20 protein-coding genes are annotated in these 22189 nt (G+C 62.2%); 16 read left to right on the forward strand and 4 right to left on the reverse strand.

The window, feature by feature from the left end; translation table 11 throughout:
* Positions 1-72 precede the first annotated feature (72 nt).
* On the forward strand, positions 73-1719 hold the full coding sequence (locus IAE36_RS05880) for a Na+/H+ antiporter (protein ID WP_201211064.1): 1647 nt from the start codon (positions 73-75) through the stop codon (positions 1717-1719).
* Positions 1720-1728: 9 nt separating this feature from the next.
* On the opposite strand, the gene IAE36_RS05885 is transcribed toward IAE36_RS05880, so the two are convergent.
* The 4 genes from IAE36_RS05885 to map all read right to left on the reverse strand — a co-directional run bounded on the left by IAE36_RS05885 (position 1729) and on the right by map (position 7312).
* Entirely contained in the window at positions 1729-2457 is a 729-nt protein-coding gene (locus IAE36_RS05885) for a hypothetical protein (RefSeq protein WP_201211066.1), read from the reverse strand.
* A gap of 114 nt (positions 2458-2571) precedes the next feature.
* Entirely contained in the window at positions 2572-3765 is a 1194-nt protein-coding gene (gene dapC, locus IAE36_RS05890; RefSeq protein WP_201211068.1) for a succinyldiaminopimelate transaminase, read from the reverse strand.
* A 30-nt stretch (positions 3766-3795) separates the two neighbouring features.
* Positions 3796-6495: a [protein-PII] uridylyltransferase gene (locus tag IAE36_RS05895; RefSeq protein ID WP_201211070.1), complete on the reverse strand. Its 2700-nt coding sequence runs from the start codon at positions 6493-6495 to the stop codon at positions 3796-3798.
* A 34-nt stretch (positions 6496-6529) separates the two neighbouring features.
* Positions 6530-7312, reverse strand: coding sequence for a type I methionyl aminopeptidase (gene map, locus IAE36_RS05900; RefSeq protein WP_201211072.1), 783 nt, complete (start codon positions 7310-7312; stop codon positions 6530-6532).
* Positions 7313-7611: 299 nt separating this feature from the next.
* Here map and rpsB point away from each other — a divergent pair, with 299 nt between their 5' ends.
* The 15 genes from rpsB to rnhB all read left to right on the forward strand — a co-directional run bounded on the left by rpsB (position 7612) and on the right by rnhB (position 22175).
* Complete coding sequence (gene rpsB / locus IAE36_RS05905; protein WP_028634979.1) at positions 7612-8349, forward strand: 30S ribosomal protein S2; 738 nt, start codon at positions 7612-7614, stop codon at positions 8347-8349.
* Positions 8350-8532: 183 nt separating this feature from the next.
* On the forward strand, positions 8533-9396 hold the full coding sequence (gene tsf, locus IAE36_RS05910; RefSeq protein WP_028634980.1) for a translation elongation factor Ts: 864 nt from the start codon (positions 8533-8535) through the stop codon (positions 9394-9396).
* Between the two features lie 180 nt (positions 9397-9576).
* Complete coding sequence (gene pyrH / locus IAE36_RS05915) at positions 9577-10320, forward strand: UMP kinase (RefSeq protein ID WP_028634981.1); 744 nt, start codon at positions 9577-9579, stop codon at positions 10318-10320.
* The gene (gene frr, locus IAE36_RS05920) at positions 10317-10874 is read left to right on the forward strand and encodes a ribosome recycling factor (RefSeq protein WP_028634982.1); all 558 of its coding nucleotides are present in this window, start codon (positions 10317-10319) and stop codon (positions 10872-10874) included. Before pyrH ends, frr begins: the two co-directional genes overlap by 4 nt.
* A gap of 16 nt (positions 10875-10890) precedes the next feature.
* On the forward strand, positions 10891-11646 hold the full coding sequence (uppS, locus tag IAE36_RS05925) for a polyprenyl diphosphate synthase (protein WP_028634983.1): 756 nt from the start codon (positions 10891-10893) through the stop codon (positions 11644-11646).
* Complete coding sequence (locus IAE36_RS05930) at positions 11646-12461, forward strand: phosphatidate cytidylyltransferase (protein ID WP_060481761.1); 816 nt, start codon at positions 11646-11648, stop codon at positions 12459-12461. Before uppS ends, IAE36_RS05930 begins: the two co-directional genes overlap by 1 nt.
* A complete protein-coding gene (gene ispC / locus IAE36_RS05935) occupies positions 12458-13648 on the forward strand; it encodes a 1-deoxy-D-xylulose-5-phosphate reductoisomerase (protein WP_028634985.1) in 1191 nt (396 codons plus the stop codon). Before IAE36_RS05930 ends, ispC begins: the two co-directional genes overlap by 4 nt.
* 67 nt (positions 13649-13715) lie before the next feature.
* The gene (gene rseP, locus IAE36_RS05940; protein WP_028634986.1) at positions 13716-15068 is read left to right on the forward strand and encodes an RIP metalloprotease RseP; all 1353 of its coding nucleotides are present in this window, start codon (positions 13716-13718) and stop codon (positions 15066-15068) included.
* A gap of 74 nt (positions 15069-15142) precedes the next feature.
* Positions 15143-17488, forward strand: coding sequence for an outer membrane protein assembly factor BamA (gene bamA / locus IAE36_RS05945; protein ID WP_201211074.1), 2346 nt, complete (start codon positions 15143-15145; stop codon positions 17486-17488).
* A 44-nt stretch (positions 17489-17532) separates the two neighbouring features.
* Positions 17533-18036 (forward strand): OmpH family outer membrane protein, encoded by a 504-nt coding sequence (locus IAE36_RS05950; RefSeq protein ID WP_028634988.1) that lies wholly within the window; start codon positions 17533-17535, stop codon positions 18034-18036.
* A gap of 1 nt (position 18037) precedes the next feature.
* Positions 18038-19093 carry a UDP-3-O-(3-hydroxymyristoyl)glucosamine N-acyltransferase gene (gene lpxD / locus IAE36_RS05955; RefSeq protein WP_201161750.1) on the forward strand — a complete coding sequence of 352 codons (1056 nt, stop codon included), beginning with the start codon at positions 18038-18040 and terminating at the stop codon, positions 19091-19093.
* 114 nt (positions 19094-19207) lie between these two features.
* Positions 19208-19648 carry a 3-hydroxyacyl-ACP dehydratase FabZ gene (fabZ, locus tag IAE36_RS05960; RefSeq protein ID WP_028634990.1) on the forward strand — a complete coding sequence of 147 codons (441 nt, stop codon included), beginning with the start codon at positions 19208-19210 and terminating at the stop codon, positions 19646-19648.
* Positions 19645-20421, forward strand: coding sequence for an acyl-ACP--UDP-N-acetylglucosamine O-acyltransferase (gene lpxA, locus IAE36_RS05965; RefSeq protein ID WP_028634991.1), 777 nt, complete (start codon positions 19645-19647; stop codon positions 20419-20421). The genes fabZ and lpxA overlap by 4 nt, the downstream gene beginning before the upstream one ends.
* A gap of 1 nt (position 20422) precedes the next feature.
* A complete protein-coding gene (gene lpxB, locus IAE36_RS05970; protein ID WP_201211076.1) occupies positions 20423-21550 on the forward strand; it encodes a lipid-A-disaccharide synthase in 1128 nt (375 codons plus the stop codon).
* Position 21551: 1 nt separating this feature from the next.
* Positions 21552-22175 carry a ribonuclease HII gene (gene rnhB, locus IAE36_RS05975; RefSeq protein ID WP_201211079.1) on the forward strand — a complete coding sequence of 208 codons (624 nt, stop codon included), beginning with the start codon at positions 21552-21554 and terminating at the stop codon, positions 22173-22175.
* Positions 22176-22189: the final 14 nt, after the last annotated feature.

Here is a 22189-nt window from a genome sequence, read left to right on the forward strand (position 1 = left end):
CGCTAACATATTGTTTCAAAGGCGATGTTTCGCCTTTTGTCGTCGTTACTGTTCAAAAGGAAACCCGAACGGATGCAGTCCGCTTATACCGTCCTCATTCTGCTGACACTGGTCAGTGTGTCGAAGCTGGTCGGCCGCATGGTTCCACTCCCCCTGCCACTGGTGCAGATCGCGGCCGGTGCCTTGCTGGCCTGGCCCACCCTTGGGCTGCACGTGGCGCTGGACCCAGAACTGTTCCTGTTCCTGTTCTTGCCGCCGCTGCTGTTCGCAGATGGCTGGCGCATCCCCAAGCGTGAACTGTGGCGCATGCGCGGGCCGGTGGTAGCGCTGGCCGTCGGGCTGGTGTTGTTCACCGTGGTCGGGGCGGGTTACTTCATCCACTGGCTGCTGCCGAGTATCCCGCTGGCAGTAGCGTTCGCCCTGGCGGCGGTGCTTTCGCCGACCGACGCCGTGGCTGTTTCGGCCATCACCCAGGACCGTTTGCCCACGCCGCTGATGCACATGTTGCAGGGCGAGGCGCTGATGAACGATGCCTCAGGCCTGGTGACCTTCAAGTTCGCCCTGGCAGCGGCGATTACCGGTGTGTTCTCGCTGGCAGACGCCAGCTTCAGCTTCGTATTAGTGGCCTTGGGCGGGCTGGCAGTGGGGGTGGCCCTCAGCTGGCTGGTAGGCCGCTTGCGCGCCTGGATGATCGCCCGTGGCTGGGACGACCCTGCCACCCATGTGGTGTTCATGCTGCTGTTGCCTTTCGCGGCCTACGTTCTGGCAGAGCGCCTGGGGGTATCGGGTATTCTGTCGGCTGTGGCGGCAGGCATGATGCAGAGCTGGCTGGACCTGCTGCCTCGCCAAACCAGCACCCGCCTGCTCAACCGCAGCGTCTGGTCGCTGCTGGAATTCGCCTTCAACGGCCTGATTTTCCTGCTGCTGGGCCTGCAATTACCGGACATCATAAAGGCGGTGGTCAGCCACGAAGCAACGCTGTGGCCGACCCTGGCCTGGCGCTGCCTGGACGTGGTGGCGATCTTTGCCGCGCTGATCCTGCTGCGGTTCATCTGGGTGCAGAGTATCTGGCGCGCTATCGGCGTTATCCGCCACTGGCGTGGCAAGCCGGCACTGGTGCTGATGCCCACCGCGCGGTCCTGCTGGCTGCTGACGGTGGGCGGCGTGCGGGGTGCGGTGACGCTGGCCGGCGTTATGTCCATCCCGCTGCTGATGGGGGCGGGCAAGGCATTCCCTGAGCGGGACCTGCTGATCTTCATTGCCGCGGGTGTCATTTTACTGTCACTGATCAGCGCCTGCATCGCGCTCCCTTTGTTGCTGCGCGGCGTGACCAAGAGCCCGGACGAGCGTTTGCATCAGGAGGTGCAGGAGGCCTGGCGGCGCACCGCCGAGGCCGCGATCCACGCCTTGGAAGCAGAAGAGGTCATTGACAGCAGTGCACCCCAGGACGCCGCCCAGGCCACCTTGGCGACGGAGCTCAAGGCCCGGCTGATGGCCGAATACCGTGATGAGCTGGCCAGCTACAACGACAGCGCCGAAGCCAAGGCGCTGGCCGAGCAGATGGATCAGCTGGAGCGGCGGTTGCGCTTGCGCGCACTGCGCGCCCAGCGGCTTGAACTGTATAGCCTGCATCGCCAGCACCTGGTAGGTGATGAGGTGGTGCGCCAGGTGCTGGGGGAACTCGACATGAGCGAGGCGAACCTGGGGCACGTTCGATAGCCGTACGGGTCAGCGTGGGTAGGCTTCACGCATGAATGAAAGGTCCTTTTCAGTCAGTTCGGCGTTGATGCCCACCTGCCAGCCGTTGGTTGTCAGGAAGGGTTCTACCGGGTAGTGCATCACCGAATGTGGATCGTAGCCAATGTTGACGAGGTCGGCGGACGGGCGTTTGTCGAACACCTGCTTGCGAACTTCTTCTTCGCTTGCCCCGCCCAACTCTCTGGCGTAGTACTGCATGGCCCGGTCATTCCATGGGATGTCCGCTTCCGGGTGCTGATGTTCGTGGTCCAGGCCGAAGATATGGCCGAATTCGTGCAGCACCGTGAATTCGAACAGCTCTTCACCGGGTTCGAAGCACAACATCAGGTTGGGCGAGCCACTCTCGAGGATATTGGTGCCCAGGTGCGTACCGTTCAGGTAAGCCTCGGGGGCACAGCAAATCCTGATCTCGGCGCTCTGGTCATTATCTTCGACCCGCTCCATGAGCAGGTTGGCGCTCGACAGGTCGATCCAGGAACGGCCCAGCTCGTAGATGCGGGCCTTTAGCGCTTCGCTGCCCTTGCTAACGAACGAGACCTTGAGCAAGCGCCCTGGCTTCCACAGTTTGCCGGTGGGGCCCATGGAGCGGGTACGCATACCGCTGGGTGGCCCATTGCGCGGATTCTCCGTCAAGGCCAGCTGGCGCGCTTTATATGGGTTGACTGAGTCCAGGCGTAGCGGGAGTTTGGCTGTAATCATGGTGACTCCAGAGAGTAGGGGAGTCACCATGGTGCGGGTGGCCGAGCGGGTATCAGTGGTAGCTATGTATCTATAGCGACGCAACGGCGGGCCTTTACTCCGGCAAGGTGCTTGTCAGCTCCCAAGGAAAGCCCGAATCCGCTCTGCCGCCTCGATGCATTCTGCCAGCGGCGCTACCAGCGCCATGCGTACACGCCCTGCGCCCGGGTTTACGCCATGTACCTCGCGGGACAGGTACGAACCCGGGACCACCGTCACATGCTGGGACGCAAACAAGTCGCGGGTGAACGCGGCATCATCACCGGGCACCTTTGCCCACAGGTAGAAGCTGCCATCGGGGCGTTGCACGTCCATGACCGGCTGAAGAATGTCCAGCACAGCGTCGTACTTGGCCCGGTATTGGTCGCGGTTGGCCCGCACATGAGCTTCGTCCTGCCAGGCGGCGATGCTGGTCATCTGGGTTTGTACCGGCATGGCGCAGCCGTGATAAGTGCGATACAGCAGGAAGGGCTTGATGATGTCGGCATCGCCCGCGACAAAGCCTGAACGCAGGCCCGGCAGGTTGGAGCGCTTGGACAGGCTGTGGAACACCACGCAGCGCTTGAAGTCGCTGCGCCCCAGTTCGGCACAGGCGGTCAGCAGCCCAGGGGGTGGCGCCTCTTCGTCGAAGTACAGCTCGCTGTAACACTCGTCGGCGGCAATTACGAAGTCGTGTTCGTCAGCCAGCGCGATCAGCTTTTTCAGGGTGTCGATGGGCACCAGGGCGCCGGTTGGGTTGCCTGGGGAGCACAGGAACAGCACCTGGCAGCGCTGCCAGACCTCTGCCGGCACGGCATCGAAATCGGGGTTGAAACCGTTGTCTTCCAGGCATGGCAGGTAATGCGGGGTCGCACCGGCGAGCAGGGCGGCACCTTCGTAGATTTGATAGAACGGGTTGGGGCTGACCACCAAACCGTCATCGCTGCGGTTCACCACTGCCTGGGTGAAAGCGAACAACGCTTCGCGGGTGCCATTGACCGGCAGGATGTGGCGGTCGGCATCCAGCCAACCGGCTGGCACGCCAAAGCGCTGCTCGCACCATTGGCCGATTGCCTGGCGCAAGGCGGGCAGGCCCAGGGTGCTGGGGTACACCGCCAGCTTGTCGAGGTTGTCTGCCATCGCCTGTGCCACGAACGCCGGCGAGGTGTGCTTGGGTTCGCCGATCGACAGGGCGATTGCACGTTTGCCCGCCGCAGGTGAAACGCTGGCCAGCAGGGCGCGAAGCTTTTCGAAGGGGTAGGGCTGGAGCTGGGTCAAGGCATGGTTCATTGGCGCAAGGTCTCGTCAATCATCTGGTCGTCAAAAAGTCACGCGTGCAGGGGGTGTGCTGGCTTGGCCGGCTTGCAACTGCTGCACGATGGCCTCCTGCAGGCGGCTGCACAGCTGTGGGTCGGACAGTGGCTGGTTGTCGGCATCGGTGATGAAGAACACGTCTTCCACCCGTTCGCCCAGCGTGGCGATCTTGGCGTTTTGCAGCGACAGGTCGAACTCGAGGAAAATGCGCCCCAACCGGGCCAGCAGCCCCGGGCGGTCGGGGGCGGTGATCTCAAGGATGGTGACTGGCCGCTGGGCATCGTTGAGGATGGTCACAAGGGGCGGGAAATCGAAGTGCTTGAGCTGGCGCGGCACCCGGCGCTGGATGATGGTCGGGTAGTCTTCCGGGTTGCGCAGCGCCTCGGTGAGGCCATCGCGAATCTGCCGGACCCGCTGTGGGTTGTCGCCGATCGCGCCGCCGTCGTTGTCCAGCACGATATAGGTGTCGAGGGTGAACTGGCTGCTGGAGGTGATGATGCGCGCATCATGAATGTTCAGGTTCAACTGCGACATCGCCGCCACGGTCACCGCGAAGAAGTCGTGTTGGTCGGGGGCGTAGATGAAAATCTGCGTGCCACCCTCGAATTCGCGTTGGGTGGTTTCCTTGATCAGCACCAGTGGCCCGCCGTCAGCAGGCTGCTGCAGGATCGCATCGCTGTGCCAGGCAACGTCGGCTGCATTGTGCTTGAGGAAGTAGTCATCGCCCAACTGCGACCACAGCTGCTCGACGTCGTCCGGGTCGATACCCTGGCGCACCAGGATATCCAGGGCAGCGGACTGGGTCTGGCGGATCTGCTCTTCACGGTCCAGCGGGTTTTCCAGGCCGCGGCGCAAGGCACGCTTGGTTTCGGTGTACAACTGGCGCAGCAAGCTGGCCCGCCACGAGTTCCACAGGCTGGGGTTGGTGGCGTTGATATCGGCCACGGTCAGCACATACAGGTAGTCCAGGCGCGTTTCGTCGCCCACGTGCAAAGCGAAATCGTGGATCACCTGCGGGTCTGACAGGTCCTTGCGCTGGGCCGTGGTGGACATGACCAGGTGGTTCTGCACCAGCCAGACGATCAGCCGGCTGTCCCAGGCGGGCAATTGATGGCGCTCGCAGAACGCCTGGGCATCCACTGCGCCCAGCTCGGAGTGGTCACCCTGGCGACCCTTGCCAATGTCGTGATAAAGACCGGCTAGGTAAATGAGCTCAGGCTTGGGCAGGCGCCCCATGAGCTTGCTGGCCAGCGGGAATTTCTCGGACACCGGCGTGTACTGCAGTTTACGCAGGTGCTTGATGAGGTTGAGCGTGTGGGCGTCGACCGTATAGATGTGGAACAGGTCGTGCTGCATCTGCCCGACGATCAGGCCGAACTCCGGCAGGTAGCGCCCGAGGATGCCGTAGCGGTTCATGCGCCGCAGGTTGCGGTGGATACCGATTTCACACTTGAACAGCTCGATGAACAGGCTGGTGTTGCGGATATCGGTACGGAAACTCTCGTCGATCAGGTGCCGGTGCTCGCGCAGCAGCCGCACGGTATCTGCCCGCACGCCCTTGATGTCGGGGTGCTGGGCCATCAACACGAACATTTCCAGCATGGCGAACGGGGTACGCCGGAACACATTGGGGCGCACGGCCTCGATGTAGCCGTCATGCAGGCGGAACCGCGCATTCAGCGGTTGGGTGGTACCACTGTCGTCATCGGCCAGGATCACTTCTTCGAAGTGCTGGATGATCAGGTCACACAGCTGGCTGATGCTCATTACCACCCGGTAGTACTGCTGCATGAACTGCTCGATGGCGCGCTTCGGGTTGTCATCGCTGTAGCCCAGCAGGGCGGCGATGCTGCGCTGATGGTCAAACAGCAGGCGGTCTTCGGCGCGGCCGGCCAGCATGTGCAGGGCATAGCGCACCCGCCACAGGAAGTCCTGGGACGAGGCCAGAAGCTCGTTTTCGCTTTCCAGCAGAAACCCTTCGCCGGCCAGGGCGTGCAGGTTGAGTGTGCCGTACTGGCGGCGTGCTACCCACAGCACCGTCTGGATGTCGCGAAGGCCTCCGGGCGAACCCTTGACGTTGGGCTCCAGGTTGTACTCGGTGTCGTTGTACTTGTGGTGGCGCGCCTGGAGTTCGGCGCGCTTGGCCAGGAAGAACTCCCGGCTTGGCCACATGTGCGCGGTGCTGGTGACCTCGAGCATGCGCTGGCGCAAGGCCTCGGGGCCGGTGATGGTGCGGCTTTCCATCAGGTTGGTGATGACCGTGAGGTCGGCGCGGGCCTGTTCGGCGCACTCATCGACGGTGCGCACGCTCTGGCCCACTTCCAGGCCGATGTCCCACAGCAGCGTGAGAAACCGCTCAATGGCATCGCGGTACTGTTCATGTTCTGCCGCGCCCAGCAGTATCAGCAGGTCGATATCCGAATGCGGGTGCAGTTCGCCGCGCCCGTAACCGCCTACGGCGACCAGTGCGATGCCGCTGTGGTCACCCCAGTCGAACTGGTTCCAGGCCTGTTGCAGCACGTTGTCCACCAGCCAGGCGCGTGCTTCGATCAGCGGGCGAATGGCGCTGCCGGCGCGAAAACGCTTGTCCAGCACCTCGCCGGCCTGGCGAATGGCCTTCTTGAAGGCAGCCACAGGGCTGGCCTTCAGGGCAAGTTCTGCCTGGAACTGGCCGCGGTCGAACAGTTCGGGGTCCACCTGTGGCATCGGGTCACGCTCCTGTGGTGTGGGCTGTGCCTGTTCAGGCCGAGAGGCGCGCGATGGTGTCGTCCTTGCGCAGGGTGAAGATTTCGTAGCCCGTGGCGGTGACCACCAGGGTGTGTTCCCACTGCGCCGAAAGCTTGCGGTCCTTGGTGATGGCGGTCCAGCCGTCGCCCAGTACCTTGGTGTCGGCCTTGCCCTGGTTGATCATCGGCTCGATGGTGAAGGTCATGCCTTCTTTAAGCTCCATGCCCGTGCCGGCACGGCCGTAGTGCAGAATCTGCGGCTCTTCGTGGAACACCTTGCCGATGCCGTGGCCGCAGAACTCGCGCACCACGGAAAAACCATTCTTTTCAGCGTGCTTCTGGATCACTTCGCCGATATCGCCCAGGCGGCAGCCTGGCTTCACCAGTTCGATGGCCTTGTACAGGCATTCCTGGGTGACGCGTGACAGCCGTTCGGCCCACTGCGGCACGGTACCCACATGGAACATGCGGCTGGTGTCGCCGTGGTAGCCGTCCTTGATCACGGTGATGTCGATGTTCAGCGTGTCACCGTCCTTGAGTGGTTTGTCGTTGGGGATACCATGACAGACCACGTGGTTGATGGAGGTGCAGATCGACTTGGGGTAGCCCTTGTAGTTGAGCGGCGCCGGAATGGCCTGCTGCACGTTGACGATGTAGTCGTGGCACAGGCGGTCGAGGGTTTCGGTGGTGACGCCGGGCTTGACGTGCTCTTCGATCATTTCCAGCACCTCGGCAGCCAGACGGCCGGCGATGCGCATCTTCTCGATGTCTTCTGCAGTCTTGATGGTGACGGTCATTACAGGCTCTCTTCACTGCGCCGCACGCGGCGCGCTAAAACAGGAAAGGCGTCATTCTAACAGAGCTGCGGGGTTCAGGCTGTTTCAGTCATGGCAGGGCGCCTGCAGCGCGGGGGCAGTTTTCAGGTTCCGTTTGCCCGCGCACTGTGGTATAACATGCGCCGCTTTCGGGCCCAGGCCCGTCTGCACACAAACCCACACACGTGTCGACACGATGGCCTGGGTGCCCCGAGTTGCAGAACTCGCGGGTTGGTCATTGGGATACGTGGAGGCCCAACCCGACTTATCAAGGAACTATCATGTCCCAAGTCAACATGCGCGATATGCTGAAGGCCGGTGTGCACTTCGGCCACCAGACCCGTTACTGGAACCCGAAAATGGGCAAGTACATTTTCGGCGCGCGCAACAAGATCCACATCGTCAACCTGGAAAAAACCCTGCCGATGTTCAACGACGCACTGTCGTTCGTTGAGCGCCTGGCCCAGGGCAAGAACAAGATCCTGTTCGTCGGCACCAAGCGTTCCGCCGGCAAGATCGTCGCCGAGCAAGCTGCTCGTTGCGGTTCGCCGTACGTTGACCACCGTTGGTTGGGCGGCATGCTGACCAACTACAAGACCATCCGCGCTTCGATCAAGCGTCTGCGCGACCTGGAAACCCAGGCCGATGACGGCACCTTCGCCAAGCTGACCAAGAAAGAAGCCCTGATGCGCTCCCGCGATCTGGAAAAACTGGACCGCAGCCTGGGTGGCATCAAGGACATGGGTGGTCTGCCTGACGCTCTGTTCGTCATCGACGTTGATCACGAGCGCATCGCGATCACCGAAGCCAACAAACTGGGTATCCCGGTTATCGGCGTTGTCGATACCAACAGCAGCCCGGAAGGTGTTGACTACATCATCCCAGGTAACGATGACGCCATTCGCGCTATCGAGCTGTACATGACTTCCATGGCTGACGCTGTGATCCGTGGCCGCAACAACGTTGCTGGCGGCACCGAAGTCTACGCTGAAGAAGCGGCTGCACCGGCTGCCGAGTAATAGACGCTAGCGTCGACTTGGCACGCAAAAAGGGGGCTCTGCCCCCTTTTTGCCACCTTGAAATCCTGCTGTCAGCGATGGCCCCGCATCATGGGCCGGCTGAACACAACAGCGGATTCGCAGAATTGAACGCCCGTGAGCAACGGGTGGAATGGTTGAAAAACTTTCCAAGAGGATTTTGAAATGGCAGCAATTACTGCAGCGCTGGTAAAAGAACTGCGCGAGCGTACCGGCGAAGGCATGATGGATTGCAAGAAGGCCCTGGAAAAGGCCGACGGCGACATCGAAAAAGCCATTGACGACATGCGTGCCTCCGGCGCCATCAAGGCCGCCAAGAAGGCTGGCAACGTGGCTGCTGAAGGCGCTATCGCCGTCAAGACCGACGGCAAAGCCGCCGTTCTGCTGGAAGTGAACTCGCAGACCGACTTCCTGGCCCTGCAAGACGACTTCAAGAACTTCGTGGCCGAAAGCCTGGAAGAAGCCTTCGCCCAGAAGCTGACCGACGCAGCCCCGCTGATCGCCTCGCGTGAAGCTGCCCGTGAAGCCCTGGTCGCCAAGTGCGGCGAAAACGTCAACATCCGCCGTCTGGTGCGTGTTGAAGGTGACGTGGTAGGTGCCTACCTGCACGGCAACAAGATTGGCGCCGTTGTTGTTCTGCAAGGCGGTGACGTCGAGCTGGCCAAGAACATCGCCATGCACGTTGCAGCGTCGAACCCTGAGTTCCTGGACTCGTCGGAAATCTCCGCTGAAGCCATCGAGCGTGAGAAGGGTGTGTTCCTGCAACTGAACGCCGACAAGATCGCCGGCAAGCCGGAAAACATCGTTGAGAACATGATCAACGGCCGTATTTCCAAGTTCAAGGCTGAAGCCTCGCTGAAAGAGCAGGCCTTCGTCATGGATCCAGAAGTCAAAGTGGGCGCCCTGGCTAAAAAAGCCGGTGCAGAAATCGTTTCCTTCACCTACTTCAAGGTCGGCGAAGGTATCGAAAAGCCGGTTGACGACTTCGCTGCCGAAGTGGCTGCTCAAGTAGCTGCTGCCAAGCAGTAAGACAGCCCCGTCTGTCGCCCCGAAGAGGCTGCCCGCTCACGCGCGCAGCCTCTTTGTCAAAACGGCGAGGGGTTCATCGAACCCTGCCGCCGCTGGCGCCTACCCGGTGCCACGCTACAGTTAGCAGGCTGCAAACAGCCCGCACGAATTTTCTACAGTACGCCGCAGGAGAGACTCGCAATGGCTCAGCAGGTGAGTGGTCGCCAACCTCGCTATAAACGCATTTTGCTCAAACTTAGCGGCGAGGCCCTGATGGGCTCGGAAGACTTCGGGATCGACCCGAAGGTGCTCGATCGCATGGCCCTTGAAGTGGGCCAGCTGGTTGGGATCGGTGTTCAGGTGGGCCTGGTCATCGGTGGTGGCAACCTGTTCCGCGGCGCCGCACTGAGCGCTGCCGGCATGGACCGCGTTACCGGCGACCACATGGGCATGCTGGCCACGGTGATGAACGCCCTGGCGATGCGCGATGCCCTGGAGCGTTCGAATATCCCGGCGCTGGTCATGTCGGCCATTTCCATGGTGGGTGTCACCGACCACTACGACCGCCGCAAAGCTATCCGTCACCTCAACTCCGGGGATGTGGTAATTTTCTCCGCCGGTACCGGCAACCCGTTCTTCACCACCGACTCCGCAGCCTGTCTGCGCGCCATCGAAATCGATGCCGACGTGGTGCTGAAGGCGACCAAGGTCGATGGTGTGTACACTGCTGACCCATTCAAGGACCCGCATGCCGAGAAGTTCGATCGCCTGACCTATGACGAGGTTCTGGATCGCAAGCTGGGTGTGATGGACCTGACCGCAATCTGCCTGTGCCGTGACCACAAGATGCCATTGCGGGTATTCAACATGAACAAGCCTGGCGCCCTGCTGAATATCGTGGTGGGCGGCGCTGAAGGCACTTTGATCGAGGAAGGCCAAGCATGATCAACGACATCAAGAAAGACGCTCAGGACCGCATGGGCAAGTCCCTGGAGGCCCTGGCGCGCAACCTGGCGGCCATCCGCACAGGTCGCGCCCACCCAAGCATCCTGGACAGCGTCAAGGTGCCTGCCTGGGGTAGCGAGATGCCGCTGAACCAGGTTGCTGCGATCAGCGTCGAAGACGCCCGCACCTTGAAGATCGTCGCCCATGACAAGAACCTGAGCGCGGCTATCGAGAAGGCTATCCTTACCTCGGACCTGGGCCTGAACCCGTCGAGCGCTGGCACCACCATCCGTGTGCCGATGCCTGCCCTGACCGAAGAAACTCGCAAAGGCTATACCAAGCAGGCCAGCGGCGTGGCCGAGGATGCCAAGGTAGCCGTGCGTAACGTGCGCCGCGATGCCCTGGCAGACCTGAAAAAGCTGACCAAGGACAAGGAAATCAGCGAGGACGAAGAGCGTCGCGCGGCCGATGAAATCCAGAAGCTGACCGACAAGTTCGTTGCTGAAGTCGATGCTGCGTTCAAGGCCAAGGAAAAGGACCTGATGGCCGTCTGAGGCCAGGTTTTTTTTGATGGAAAAGACCAAGCCAGCGGTACCGTCTTCGGTGCCGCGTCACGTCGCGATCATCATGGACGGCAACAACCGCTGGGCGAAACGCCGCCTGTTGCCGGGGGTTGCCGGCCACAAGGCCGGAGTGGACGCCGTTCGTGCGGTCATCGAAGTGTGCGCCGAGGCGGGTGTCGAGGTGCTCACGCTGTTCGCCTTCTCCAGCGAAAACTGGCAGCGCCCGGCCGAGGAGGTCGGTGCCCTCATGGAGCTGTTCTTCTCGGCGTTGCGCCGGGAGGCCAGGCGGCTGAACGAGAACAACATCAGCCTGCGCATCATTGGCGACCGCTCGCGGTTCCACCCTGAGTTGCAGGCCGCCATGCGCGAGGCCGAGGCACTGACTGCCGGTAACAACCGTTTCATCCTGCAGATCGCGGCCAACTATGGCGGGCAGTGGGATATCGCCCAGGCGGCCCAGCGGCTGGCGCGAGAGGTGCAGGCCGGGCATCTGCGCCCTGACGACATCACCCCGGGCCTGCTGCAAACCTGCCTGTCCACGGGCGATCTGCCGTTGCCCGACTTGTGCATCCGCACGGGTGGCGAGCACCGCATCAGCAATTTCCTGCTTTGGCAGCTGGCCTACGCCGAGCTGTATTTCTCCGACCTTTTCTGGCCGGACTTCAAACACGAGGCCATGCGTAAGGCATTGGCCGATTTCGCTTCGCGCCAGCGCCGCTTTGGTAAGACCAGCGAGCAGGTCGAGGCTGGAGCTCGTGCTTAATGCTTAAACAACGCATCATTACCGCGCTGATCCTGTTGCCGATAGCGCTGGGTGGGTTCTTCCTGCTCGAAGGGGGCGACTTCGCCCTGTTCATCGGCCTGGTGGTAACGCTCGGTGCGTGGGAGTGGGCGCGCCTGGCCGGGCTGATGGCCCAGCCCCTGCGTATCGCCTATGCCTTGGTTGTTGCCGGGGCGCTGATGCTGCTCTATGTGTTGCCGGAACTGGCCCCTTGGGTGCTCGGTGCAGCGGTGATCTGGTGGGGGCTTGCTACCTGGCTGGTACTCACCTACCCGCGCACCAGTGAGCTGTGGGCCAGTGCCGCCTGCCGGTTGCTGATCGGCCTGCTGGTGTTGCTGCCAGCCTGGCAGGGCCTGGTGCTGCTCAAGCACTGGCCATTGGGCAACTGGCTGATCCTGTCGGTGATGGTGCTGGTGTGGGCGGCGGATATCGGTGCCTATTTCTCTGGCCGAGCATTCGGCAAGCGCAAGCTGGCCCCGCACGTTAGCCCGGGCAAAAGCTGGGAGGGCGTCTATGGTGGCCTGGCGGTGAGCCTGGTCATCACGCTGGCCGTTGGCATCAGCCGTGAGTGGGGGGTGGGCCAGGTGCTGCTGGGCCTGGTCGGTGCTGCGCTGGTGGTGATGGCATCGGTGGTGGGTGACCTGACCGAGAGCATGTTCAAGCGCCGCTCGGGCATCAAGGACAGCAGCAACCTGCTGCCGGGCCACGGTGGTGTGCTGGACCGTATCGACAGCCTGACTGCTGCCATTCCGCTGTTCGCCGTGCTGCTGTGGGCTGCTGAATGGGGTGTGATGTGAGTGCTGTGCAGCGGATCACCGTGCTCGGTGCTACCGGCTCTATCGGCCTGAGTACGCTGGATGTGATCGCGCGGCACCCGGACCGCTACCAGGTGTTCGCGCTCACCGGGTACTCACGCATCGACGAGCTGCTTGAGCTGTGCGTGCGCCATCGCCCGGTGTTTGCGGTGGTGCCGGAGGCTGAGGCCGCTGCTCGGTTGCGCAGCGGCCTGGCGGCTGCCGGGTGTGCCACTGAAGTGCTCGAGGGCGAGGCAGGGCTTTGTCAGGTGGCCTCGGCTTCGGAGGTTGACGCCGTGATGGCGGCTATCGTCGGCGCCGCTGGGCTGCGCCCCACCCTGGCGGCGGTAGAGGCGGGCAAGAAGGTGTTGCTGGCCAACAAAGAAGCGCTGGTGATGTCGGGCGCCCTGTTCATGGACGCAGTCAGGCGCTCCGGCGCGGTACTGCTGCCCATCGACAGCGAGCACAACGCGATATTCCAGTGCATGCCGGCCGATTACGCACGGGGCCTCGGCGCCGTGGGTGTTCGCCGCATCCTGCTGACCGCATCGGGTGGGCCGTTCCGTGAGACGCCCGCCGAGGCGCTGCTCGAGGTTACCCCCGAGCAGGCCTGTGCACACCCGAACTGGTCCATGGGGCGCAAGATTTCCGTAGACTCGGCCAGCATGATGAACAAGGGCCTGGAGCTGATCGAGGCGTGCTGGTTGTTCGATGCCGCGCCGGCCGACGTCGAAGTGGTGGTGCACCCGCAGAGTGTCATCCATTCGCTGGTCGACTACGTCGACGGTTCGGTGCTGGCGCAGCTGGGTAACCCGGACATGCGTACGCCCATCGCCAATGCCCTGGCCTGGCCAGAGCGGATAGCGTCAGGGGTTGCCCCGCTGGATCTGTTCAGCATCGCCCGCCTGGACTTCCAGGCGCCGGACGAGCTGCGTTTCCCCTGCCTGCGCCTGGCGCGTCAGGCTGCAGAAGCGGGCCACAGCGCCCCGGCTGTGCTCAATGCGGCCAACGAAGTGGCGGTCGAGGCATTTCTGGCCCGCCGTATCCGCTTCCCGGATATCGCGAGTATGATCGAACAGGTCCTGGACCAGGAGCCGGTCGTGCCACTGCCGTCACTGGCTGCGGTGTTTGCCGCGGACCAGCGCGCCCGCGAGCTGGCCCGCGAATGGCTGAGGCGTCACGGGCGCTGATACCAGTTTGCCCAGGTAACGAGGGGCCGGTGTAGGCCGGCCCGCTGCACATCATTCGGAGATGGACATGACAGCGCTCTACATGATTATCGGCACCCTCGTTGCCCTGGGTGTACTGGTCACCTTCCACGAATTCGGCCACTTCTGGGTAGCGCGGCGCTGCGGTGTAAAAGTGCTGCGCTTTTCGGTCGGCTTCGGTATGCCGCTGGTGCGCTGGCATGACCGCCATGGCACCGAGTTCGTGGTGGCGGCCATCCCGCTGGGCGGCTACGTGAAAATGCTCGACGAACGCGAGGGTGATGTGCCGCCCTCGCTGGCAGGGCAATCGTTCAACCGTAAACCGGTGGGGCAGCGCATTGCGATCGTGGCTGCTGGCCCGATTGCGAACTTCCTGTTGGCAATCCTGTTCTTCTGGATTCTGGCCATGCTGGGTAGCCAGCAGATACGCCCGGTGATCGGGGCCGTAGACGCGGGCAGCCTGGCGGCCTCTGCCGGGCTGGTTGCCGGGCAGGAAATCGTTTCTATCGACGGCAAACCGACCAACGGCTGGTCGGCGGTCAACCTGCAGCTGGTGCGCCGGCTGGGTGAAAGTGGCACGTTGCAAGTGGGCGTGCGGGACGAGGGCGCCAGCGCAGAACAGCAACGTCAGGTGAAACTCGACAGCTGGCTGAAAGGCGCTGATGAGCCCGACCCGATCCAGTCGTTGGGCCTACACCCCTGGCGGCCGGCCATCGTGCCGGTATTGGCCGAAATCGACAGCAAGGGCCCGGCAGGGGCCGCAGGCCTGAAAACCGGTGACACCTTGCTGAGCATCGATGGCAAGCCGGTGGCTGAATGGCAGCAAGTGGTCGACAGCGTGCGTGCCCGCCCCGATGCCAAGGTGGTGGTGCGCGTGCAGCGCGACGGCGCCGTGCTAGACCTGCCGGTCACCTTGGGCCGCAAGGGCGAGGGCAGTGCGGCTGCGGGGTACCTGGGGGCTGGGGTGAAGGGTGGCGAGTGGCCGGCATCGATGCTGCGTGAGGTGCGCTACGGCCCGCTGGAGGCGGTTGGCGAGGGCTTGTCGCGCACCTGGAACATGAGCGTGCTGACGCTGCAGTCCCTGAAGAAAATGCTGTTCGGTGAGCTCTCGGTAAAAAACTTGAGTGGACCGATAACCATTGCTAAAGTGGCGGGCGCTTCAGCCCAGTCCGGCGTAGGGGATTTCCTGAATTTCCTGGCCTACCTGAGCATAAGCCTGGGGGTTCTTAACCTGCTGCCCATCCCGGTACTGGATGGGGGGCATTTGCTGTTCTACCTGGTCGAATGGGCGCGCGGTCGCCCGCTGTCGGACCGGGTACAAGGTTGGGGGGTCCAGATCGGTATCAGTTTGGTCTTGGGGGTGATGCTGCTCGCCCTGATCAACGATCTGGGTCGACTATAAAAGCTTCGCTCAATTGCGAAACCTGTCGTTCATGACGGCAGGTTGTTTATTGCCAGTTGGAATAAAAGGACTTCATGAAACGTCTGCTGCTAACTGCGGTCCTCTCCGCACTGATGATCGCTGAAGTTCACGCCGAGTCCTTCACCATCTCCGATATTCGAGTCAACGGCCTGCAGCGGGTTTCCGCCGGCAGCGTCTTTGGCGCCTTGCCGCTCAACGTGGGCGACCAGGCCGATGACCGTCGTCTGGTGGAATCTACCCGCTCGCTGTTCAAGACCGGGTTCTTCCAGGACATCGAGCTGAACCGTGATGGCAATGTTCTGATCATCAACGTGGTCGAGCGCCCGTCGGTGTCGAGCATCGAGATCGAAGGCAACAAGGCGATCAGCACCGACGACCTGATGAAAGGCCTGAAACAGTCGGGCCTGGCCGAAGGTGAAATCTTCCAGCGCGCCACCCTTGAAGGTGTGCGTAACGAGCTGCAGCGCCAATACGTGGCCCAGGGCCGCTACTCGGCCGAGGTCGATGCCGAAGTGGTGCCGCAGCCGCGCAACCGTGTGGCGCTGAAGATCAAGATCAACGAAGGCACCGTCGCTGCCATTCAGCACATCAACGTCGTTGGCAACAACGTGTTCGATGACGAAACCCTGCAGCAGCTGTTCGAACTGAAAACCACCAACTGGCTGTCGTTCTTCAAGAACGACGACAAGTATGCCCGCGAAAAACTGTCCGGTGACCTGGAGCGTCTGCGTTCCTACTACCTGGACCGCGGCTACATCAACATGGACATCGCCTCTACCCAGGTGTCCATCACGCCAGACAAGAAGCACGTCTACATCACCGTCAACATCAACGAAGGTGAGAAGTACACCGTTCGTGACGTGAAGCTGTCCGGTGACCTGAAGGTGCCGGAAGATCAGGTCAAGTCGCTGCTGCTGGTGCAGCCGGGCCAGGTGTTCTCGCGCAAGGTCATGACCAGCACGTCCGAGCTGATCACCCGCCGCCTGGGTAACGAAGGCTACACCTTCGCCAACGTCAACGGCGTACCGCAGCCGAACGACCAGGACCACACGGTCGACATCATGTTCGTGGTAGACCCGGGCAAACGCGCCTACGTCAACCGCATCAACTACCGTGGCAACACCAAGACCGAAGACGAAGTGCTGCGCCGCGAGATGCGCCAGATGGAAGGCGGCTGGGCTTCGACCTACCTGATCGACCAGTCCAAGACTCGCCTTGAGCGCCTGGGCTTCTTCAAGGATGTGAACGTCGAGACCCCGCCTGTGCCGGGTACCGATGACCAGGTCGATGTGAACTACAGCGTTGAAGAGCAGGCGTCCGGTTCGATCACCGCCAGCGTCGGTTTCGCCCAGAGTGCGGGCCTGATCCTGGGTGGTTCGATCAGTCAGACCAACTTCCTGGGTACAGGTAACAAGGTATCCGTTGGCCTGACCCGTTCCGAATACCAGACCCGCTACAACTTCGGCTTCGTGGACCCCTACTTCACTGCCGACGGCGTGAGCCTGGGTTACAACGCCTTCTACCGCAGCACCAACTACGATGATCTCGATGTCGACGTGGCGAGCTACGCGGTGGACAGCATGGGTGCCGGCGTCAGCCTGGGTTACCCGATCAGCGAAACGTCGCGCCTGACCTATGGTTTGAGCGTGCAGCAGGACAAGCTGAAAACCGGTAAATACACGGTTGATGAGATCTTCGATTTCATTGAAAAGGAAGGCAAAAGCTTCACCAACTTCAAAGCGTCGATCGGATGGTCTGAATCCACGCTGAACAAAGGTGTACTGGCGACCCGTGGCCATTCCCAGAGCCTGACCCTGGAGTCGACCATCCCAGGCAGCGACCTGTCGTTCTACAAACTGGACTACCGTGGCCAGCTGTTCAAACCGCTCAGCCAGAACTACACCCTGCGTTTGCACACTGAGCTGGGCTACGGTGACGGCTTCGGCGGTACTTCTGGCTTGCCGTTCTACGAGAACTACTACGCAGGTGGCTTCAACTCTGTGCGCGGTTTCAAAGACAGCAGCCTTGGCCCACGTAGTACACCTAGCACCGGCAAAAATGGCACTCTCAAAGACCCAGACCAAGACCCGCTACCCTTCGGCGGCAACGTCCTGGTGCAGGGCGGCGTAGAACTGCTGTTCCCGATGCCGTTCATCAAGGATCAGCGTTCCCTGCGGACCTCGGTGTTCTGGGATGTGGGTAACGTGTTCGACACCAATTGCGGCAAGAAGCCCGATTGCGCCAAGGTTGGCTTCTCCGACATGGCCAGTTCGGTCGGTGTGGGTGTGACGTGGATCACCGCCCTGGGCCCGCTGAGCTTCAGCCTGGCGATGCCGATCAAGAAGCCGGACGATGCCGACACCCAGGTGTTCCAATTCTCTCTGGGCCAGACCTTCTAAGGTCGGCCCTTGCTTAACGACAACGGTTTATCCAGGAGTTCATCGTGCGCAAGTTGACCCAAATGGCCGTAGTGGCCGCGGCGCTGGTCGCCACCCCGGCTTTCGCCGAAATGAAGGTTGCCGTTCTGAACTATCAGATGGCCCTGCTTGAATCGGACGCCGCCAAGAAGTACGCCGTGGATGCCGAGAAAAAGTTCGGCCCGCAGCTGACCAAGCTCAAGAGCCTGGAAAGCAGCGCGAAGGGCATCCAGGATCGCCTGATCAAGGGCGGCGACAAGATGCAGCAGCCCGAGCGTGAGCGCCTGGAGCTTGAATTCAAGCAGAAAGCCCGTGACTTCCAGTTCCAGTCCAAGGAGCTCAACGAAGCCAAGGCCGTGGCCGACCGTGACATGCTCAAGCAACTCAAGCCCAAGCTGGACGGCGCGGTGGAAGAGGTCATCAAGAAAGGTGGCTTTGACCTGGTGCTCGAGCGCGGCGCGGTCATCGATGTCAAACCTCAGTACGACATCACCCGCCAGGTTATCGAGCGCATGAACCAAGCCCGTTGATATGACCCTGACCATGACGCTTGGCCAGTTGGCCGAGGCCCTCGGGGCCACCCTGAAGGGCCCCGGTGACCTGAACATCACCGGCCTGGCCACCTTGCAGGAGGCCGGCCCCGGCCAGCTGAGCTTTCTCGCCAACCCGCAGTACCGCAAGTACCTGGACAACTGCCAGGCGGCTGCCGTGCTGCTCAAGGCGGCGGATGCAGAAGGCTTTGCCGGCCACGCGCTGATCGTGGCGGACCCGTACCTGGCGTACGCACGCATTTCCCACCTGTTCGACCCAAAACCCAAGGCTGTGGCGGGTGTTCATCCCAGCGCCGTGGTGGCCGGGGATGCTCAGGTGGATGCCAGTGCCTGTATCGGGCCTTTTGCAGTCGTTGAAAGCGGGGCGTGCATCGGCGCCAACGTCACCATTGGTGCCCATTGCGTGGTCGGTGCTCGTTGCGTCATCGGCGAGGGCGGTTGGCTGGCCCCGCGGGTCACGTTGTACCACGACGTCACCATCGGCAAGCGGGTGGTTATCCAGTCGGGTGCGGTGATCGGCGGTGAAGGCTTCGGCTTTGCCAACGAAAAAGGCGTATGGCGCAAGATCGCCCAGATTGGCGGCGTGAGCATCGGCGATGATGTTGAAATCGGCGTCAATACGGCGGTCGACCGTGGCGCGCTGTCCGATACCGTGATTGCCGATGGGGTCAAGCTGGACAACCAGATCCAGATTGCCCACAACGTGCACGTTGGTGAGCACACGGCCATGGCTGCCTGTGTGGGTATTTCCGGCAGTACGCGCATCGGCAAGCACTGCACCATTGCCGGGGGCGTTGGCATGGTAGGCCATATCGATGTCTGTGATAACGTTTTTGTGTCTGGCATGACCATGGTCACCCGCTCCATCACCGAGCCGGGCGCCTATTCATCCGGCACTGCCATGCAGCCACTGGCTGACTGGCGCAAGAGCGCCGCGCGTATCCGCCACCTGGACGACATGGCCAAGCGCCTCCAGCAGCTGGAAAAACGCGTCGATACCGTGACCTCAGGTGGCCAGCCGACATCAGAAGGCTGATACCATTTTCTGAGCAAGAGTGAACAGTCGCTAGCTGGCTCCTCTTTGGATTGCAAAAGGAGCGTGTGGTCAGCACCTGCGCTCCCTATTCTTATTACAGGCTTCCCCCCCGAAATGATGGACATCAACGAGATTCGCGAATACCTGCCTCACCGTTACCCGTTCCTGCTGGTGGACCGTGTTACGGATCTGGACTACGAGGCCCAGAGCATTCGTGCCTACAAGAATGTCAGCATCAACGAGCCGTTCTTCAACGGCCATTTCCCGGCGCACCCCATCATGCCGGGCGTTCTGATCATCGAAGCCATGGCCCAGGCGGCCGGTATCCTGGGTTTCAAGATGCTGGATGCCAAGCCGGCCGACGGCACGCTGTACTACTTCGTCGGCTCCGACAAGCTGCGCTTCCGCCAGCCGGTGCTGCCGGGTGACCAACTGGTGCTGGAGGCGAAGTTCCTCAGCCGCAAGAGCATGATCTGGAAGTTTGAATGCCGTGCCCTGGTGGACGGCAAGCCTGTATGCTCGGCAGAGATCACCTGCGCGGAACGCTCCCTATGAATTTGATTGATCCTCGGGCCATTATCGATCCATCGGCCAGACTGGCCGATGGCGTCGAGGTCGGCCCCTGGTCGATCGTTGGCCCCGATGTCGAAATCGGGGAGGGCACGGTCATCGGCCCGCATGTTGTGCTCAAAGGCCCGACCCGTATCGGCAAGCACAACCGTATCTTTCAGTTTTCGTCGATTGGCGAAGACACCCCGGACCTGAAGTACAAGGGCGAGCCGACCCGCCTGGTGATTGGCGATCACAACGTGATCCGCGAGGGTGTGACCATTCACCGCGGCACCGTGCAGGACCGCGCCGAAACCACCGTGGGCGACCACAACCTGATCATGGCCTATGCCCACATCGGCCATGACAGCGTCATCGGCAGCCACTGCATTCTGGTCAACAACACGGCGCTGGCAGGCCATGTGCACGTGGGCGACTGGGCGATCCTGTCCGGTTTCACACTGGTGCACCAGTATTGCCACATCGGTGCCCACGCGTTTTCCGGCATGGGCACCGCCATTGGCAAAGATGTGCCGGCATTCGTCACGGTGTTCGGCAGCCCGGCTGAAGCCCGCAGCATGAACTTCGAGGGCATGCGCCGCCGCGGTTTCAGCGACGAGGTGATCCACGTGCTGCGCCGCTGCTACAAGATCGTCTACCGCCAGGGCCTGACTGTCGAAGATGCCCTGCGCGAGTTGCAGGCACCGGCTGCGCAGTACCCTGAGGTCGAACTGTTCCGTCAGTCGATCGTGAGCTCTGCCCGCGGCATCACCCGCTGATATGGCCCAGCTTTGCATAGCCTTGGTCGCGGGTGAGGCCAGCGGCGACATTCTTGGCTCGGGCTTGATGCGCGCACTCAAGGCGCGTCACCCCGATGTGCGCTTCATCGGTGTCGGTGGCCCGCTCATGGAAGCCGAGGGCCTGCAGTCCTACTTCCCCATGGAGCGCCTTGCGGTGATGGGGCTGGTGGAAGTGCTGGGCCGTCTGCGCGAGCTGCTCAAGCGCCGCAAGCTGCTGATCCAGACCCTGATCGAGCAGAAGCCGGATGCGTTCATCGGCATCGACGCCCCTGATTTCAACCTGACGATCGAACTCAAGCTGCGCCAGGCCGGTATCAAGACCGTGCACTATGTGAGCCCGTCCGTGTGGGCCTGGCGTCAGAAGCGTGTACTGAAGATTCGCCAGGGCTGCGACCTGATGCTGACGCTGCTGCCCTTCGAGGCGCGCTTCTATGAAGAGCAGGGCGTACCGGTGCGGTTCGTCGGCCACCCGCTGGCCGACACCATTCCTTTGGAGTGCGACCGCGCTGCTGCCCGTGCCGCCCTCGGCTTGGGTAACGGGCCGGTGGTTGCGCTGATGCCAGGCAGCCGTGGCGGGGAAGTGGGTCGCTTGGGCGCGTTGTTCCTGGATGCAGCCCAGCGCCTGAGCGAACGGGTGCCGGGAGTACGCTTTGTGCTGCCCTGCGCCAATGCTAGCCGCCGCGCCCAGGTCGAGCAGATGCTGAGCGGCCGCCAGCTTGCATTGACGCTGCTTGACGGCCAGTCGCACCAGGCCCTGGCGGCCTGTGACGCGGTGTTGATCGCTTCGGGCACCGCTACCCTGGAGGCATTGCTGTTCAAACGTCCAATGGTGGTAGCCTATCGCCTTGCCCCGCTGACCTATTGGATACTCAAGCGCCTGGTAAAAAGCCCCTACGTGTCGTTGCCCAACCTGCTGGCCCAGCGTGAGCTGGTGCCTGAGTTGCTGCAGGACGCAGCCACCAGCGAAGCGCTGGCCGCCACGCTGGCACCACTGGTACGCGATGGCAGCCTGCAGACCGAGCGCTTCGACGAAATTCACCGCACCTTGCGTCGCGACGCCTCCAACCAGGCCGCCGACGCGGTGCTGGCTTTGCTCGAGAGGCGTTGAGATGCAGATAGGGCTGGACTTCAACCTGGTCGAAGACCTGGTTGCCGGTGTCGATGAAGTGGGCCGTGGCCCGTTGTGCGGTGCAGTGGTCACGGCGGCAGTGATCCTTGACCCATTACGCCCGATCCTGGGCCTTAACGACTCGAAAAAGCTGACTGAAGCCCGCCGTGAGGCGCTGTTCGACGAAATCTGCGAAAAGGCCCTGAGCTTTTGCATTGCCCGCGCTGAAGTCGAGGAAATCGACCGCCTGAACATTCTGCACGCCACCATGCTGGCCATGCAGCGTGCAGTCGAGGGCTTGCACATCACCCCCAACATGGCCCTGATCGACGGCAACCGCTGCCCACGCCTGGCCGTACCCTGCGCACCCGTTGTGCAGGGGGATGCCAAGGTGCCGGCCATTGCCGCTGCCTCTATCCTGGCCAAGGTGAGCCGCGACCGGGAGATGGCTGCCTTCGAGCTCATTTACCCGGGCTACGGCATGGGCGGGCACAAGGGCTACCCGACGCCTGTGCACCTCGAAGCGCTCGCGCGCCTGGGGCCTACGCCCATTCATCGTCGCTCGTTTGCCCCCGTGCGTGCGGCCTGGGAAGCGCGTGACGGCGTGGTCGATTCGCTGATCTGATCAGGGGCCAGCCG

The sequence above is a fragment of the Pseudomonas sp. S36 genome, from assembly GCF_016647875.1.
Taxonomy (GTDB): domain Bacteria; phylum Pseudomonadota; class Gammaproteobacteria; order Pseudomonadales; family Pseudomonadaceae; genus Aquipseudomonas; species Aquipseudomonas parafulva.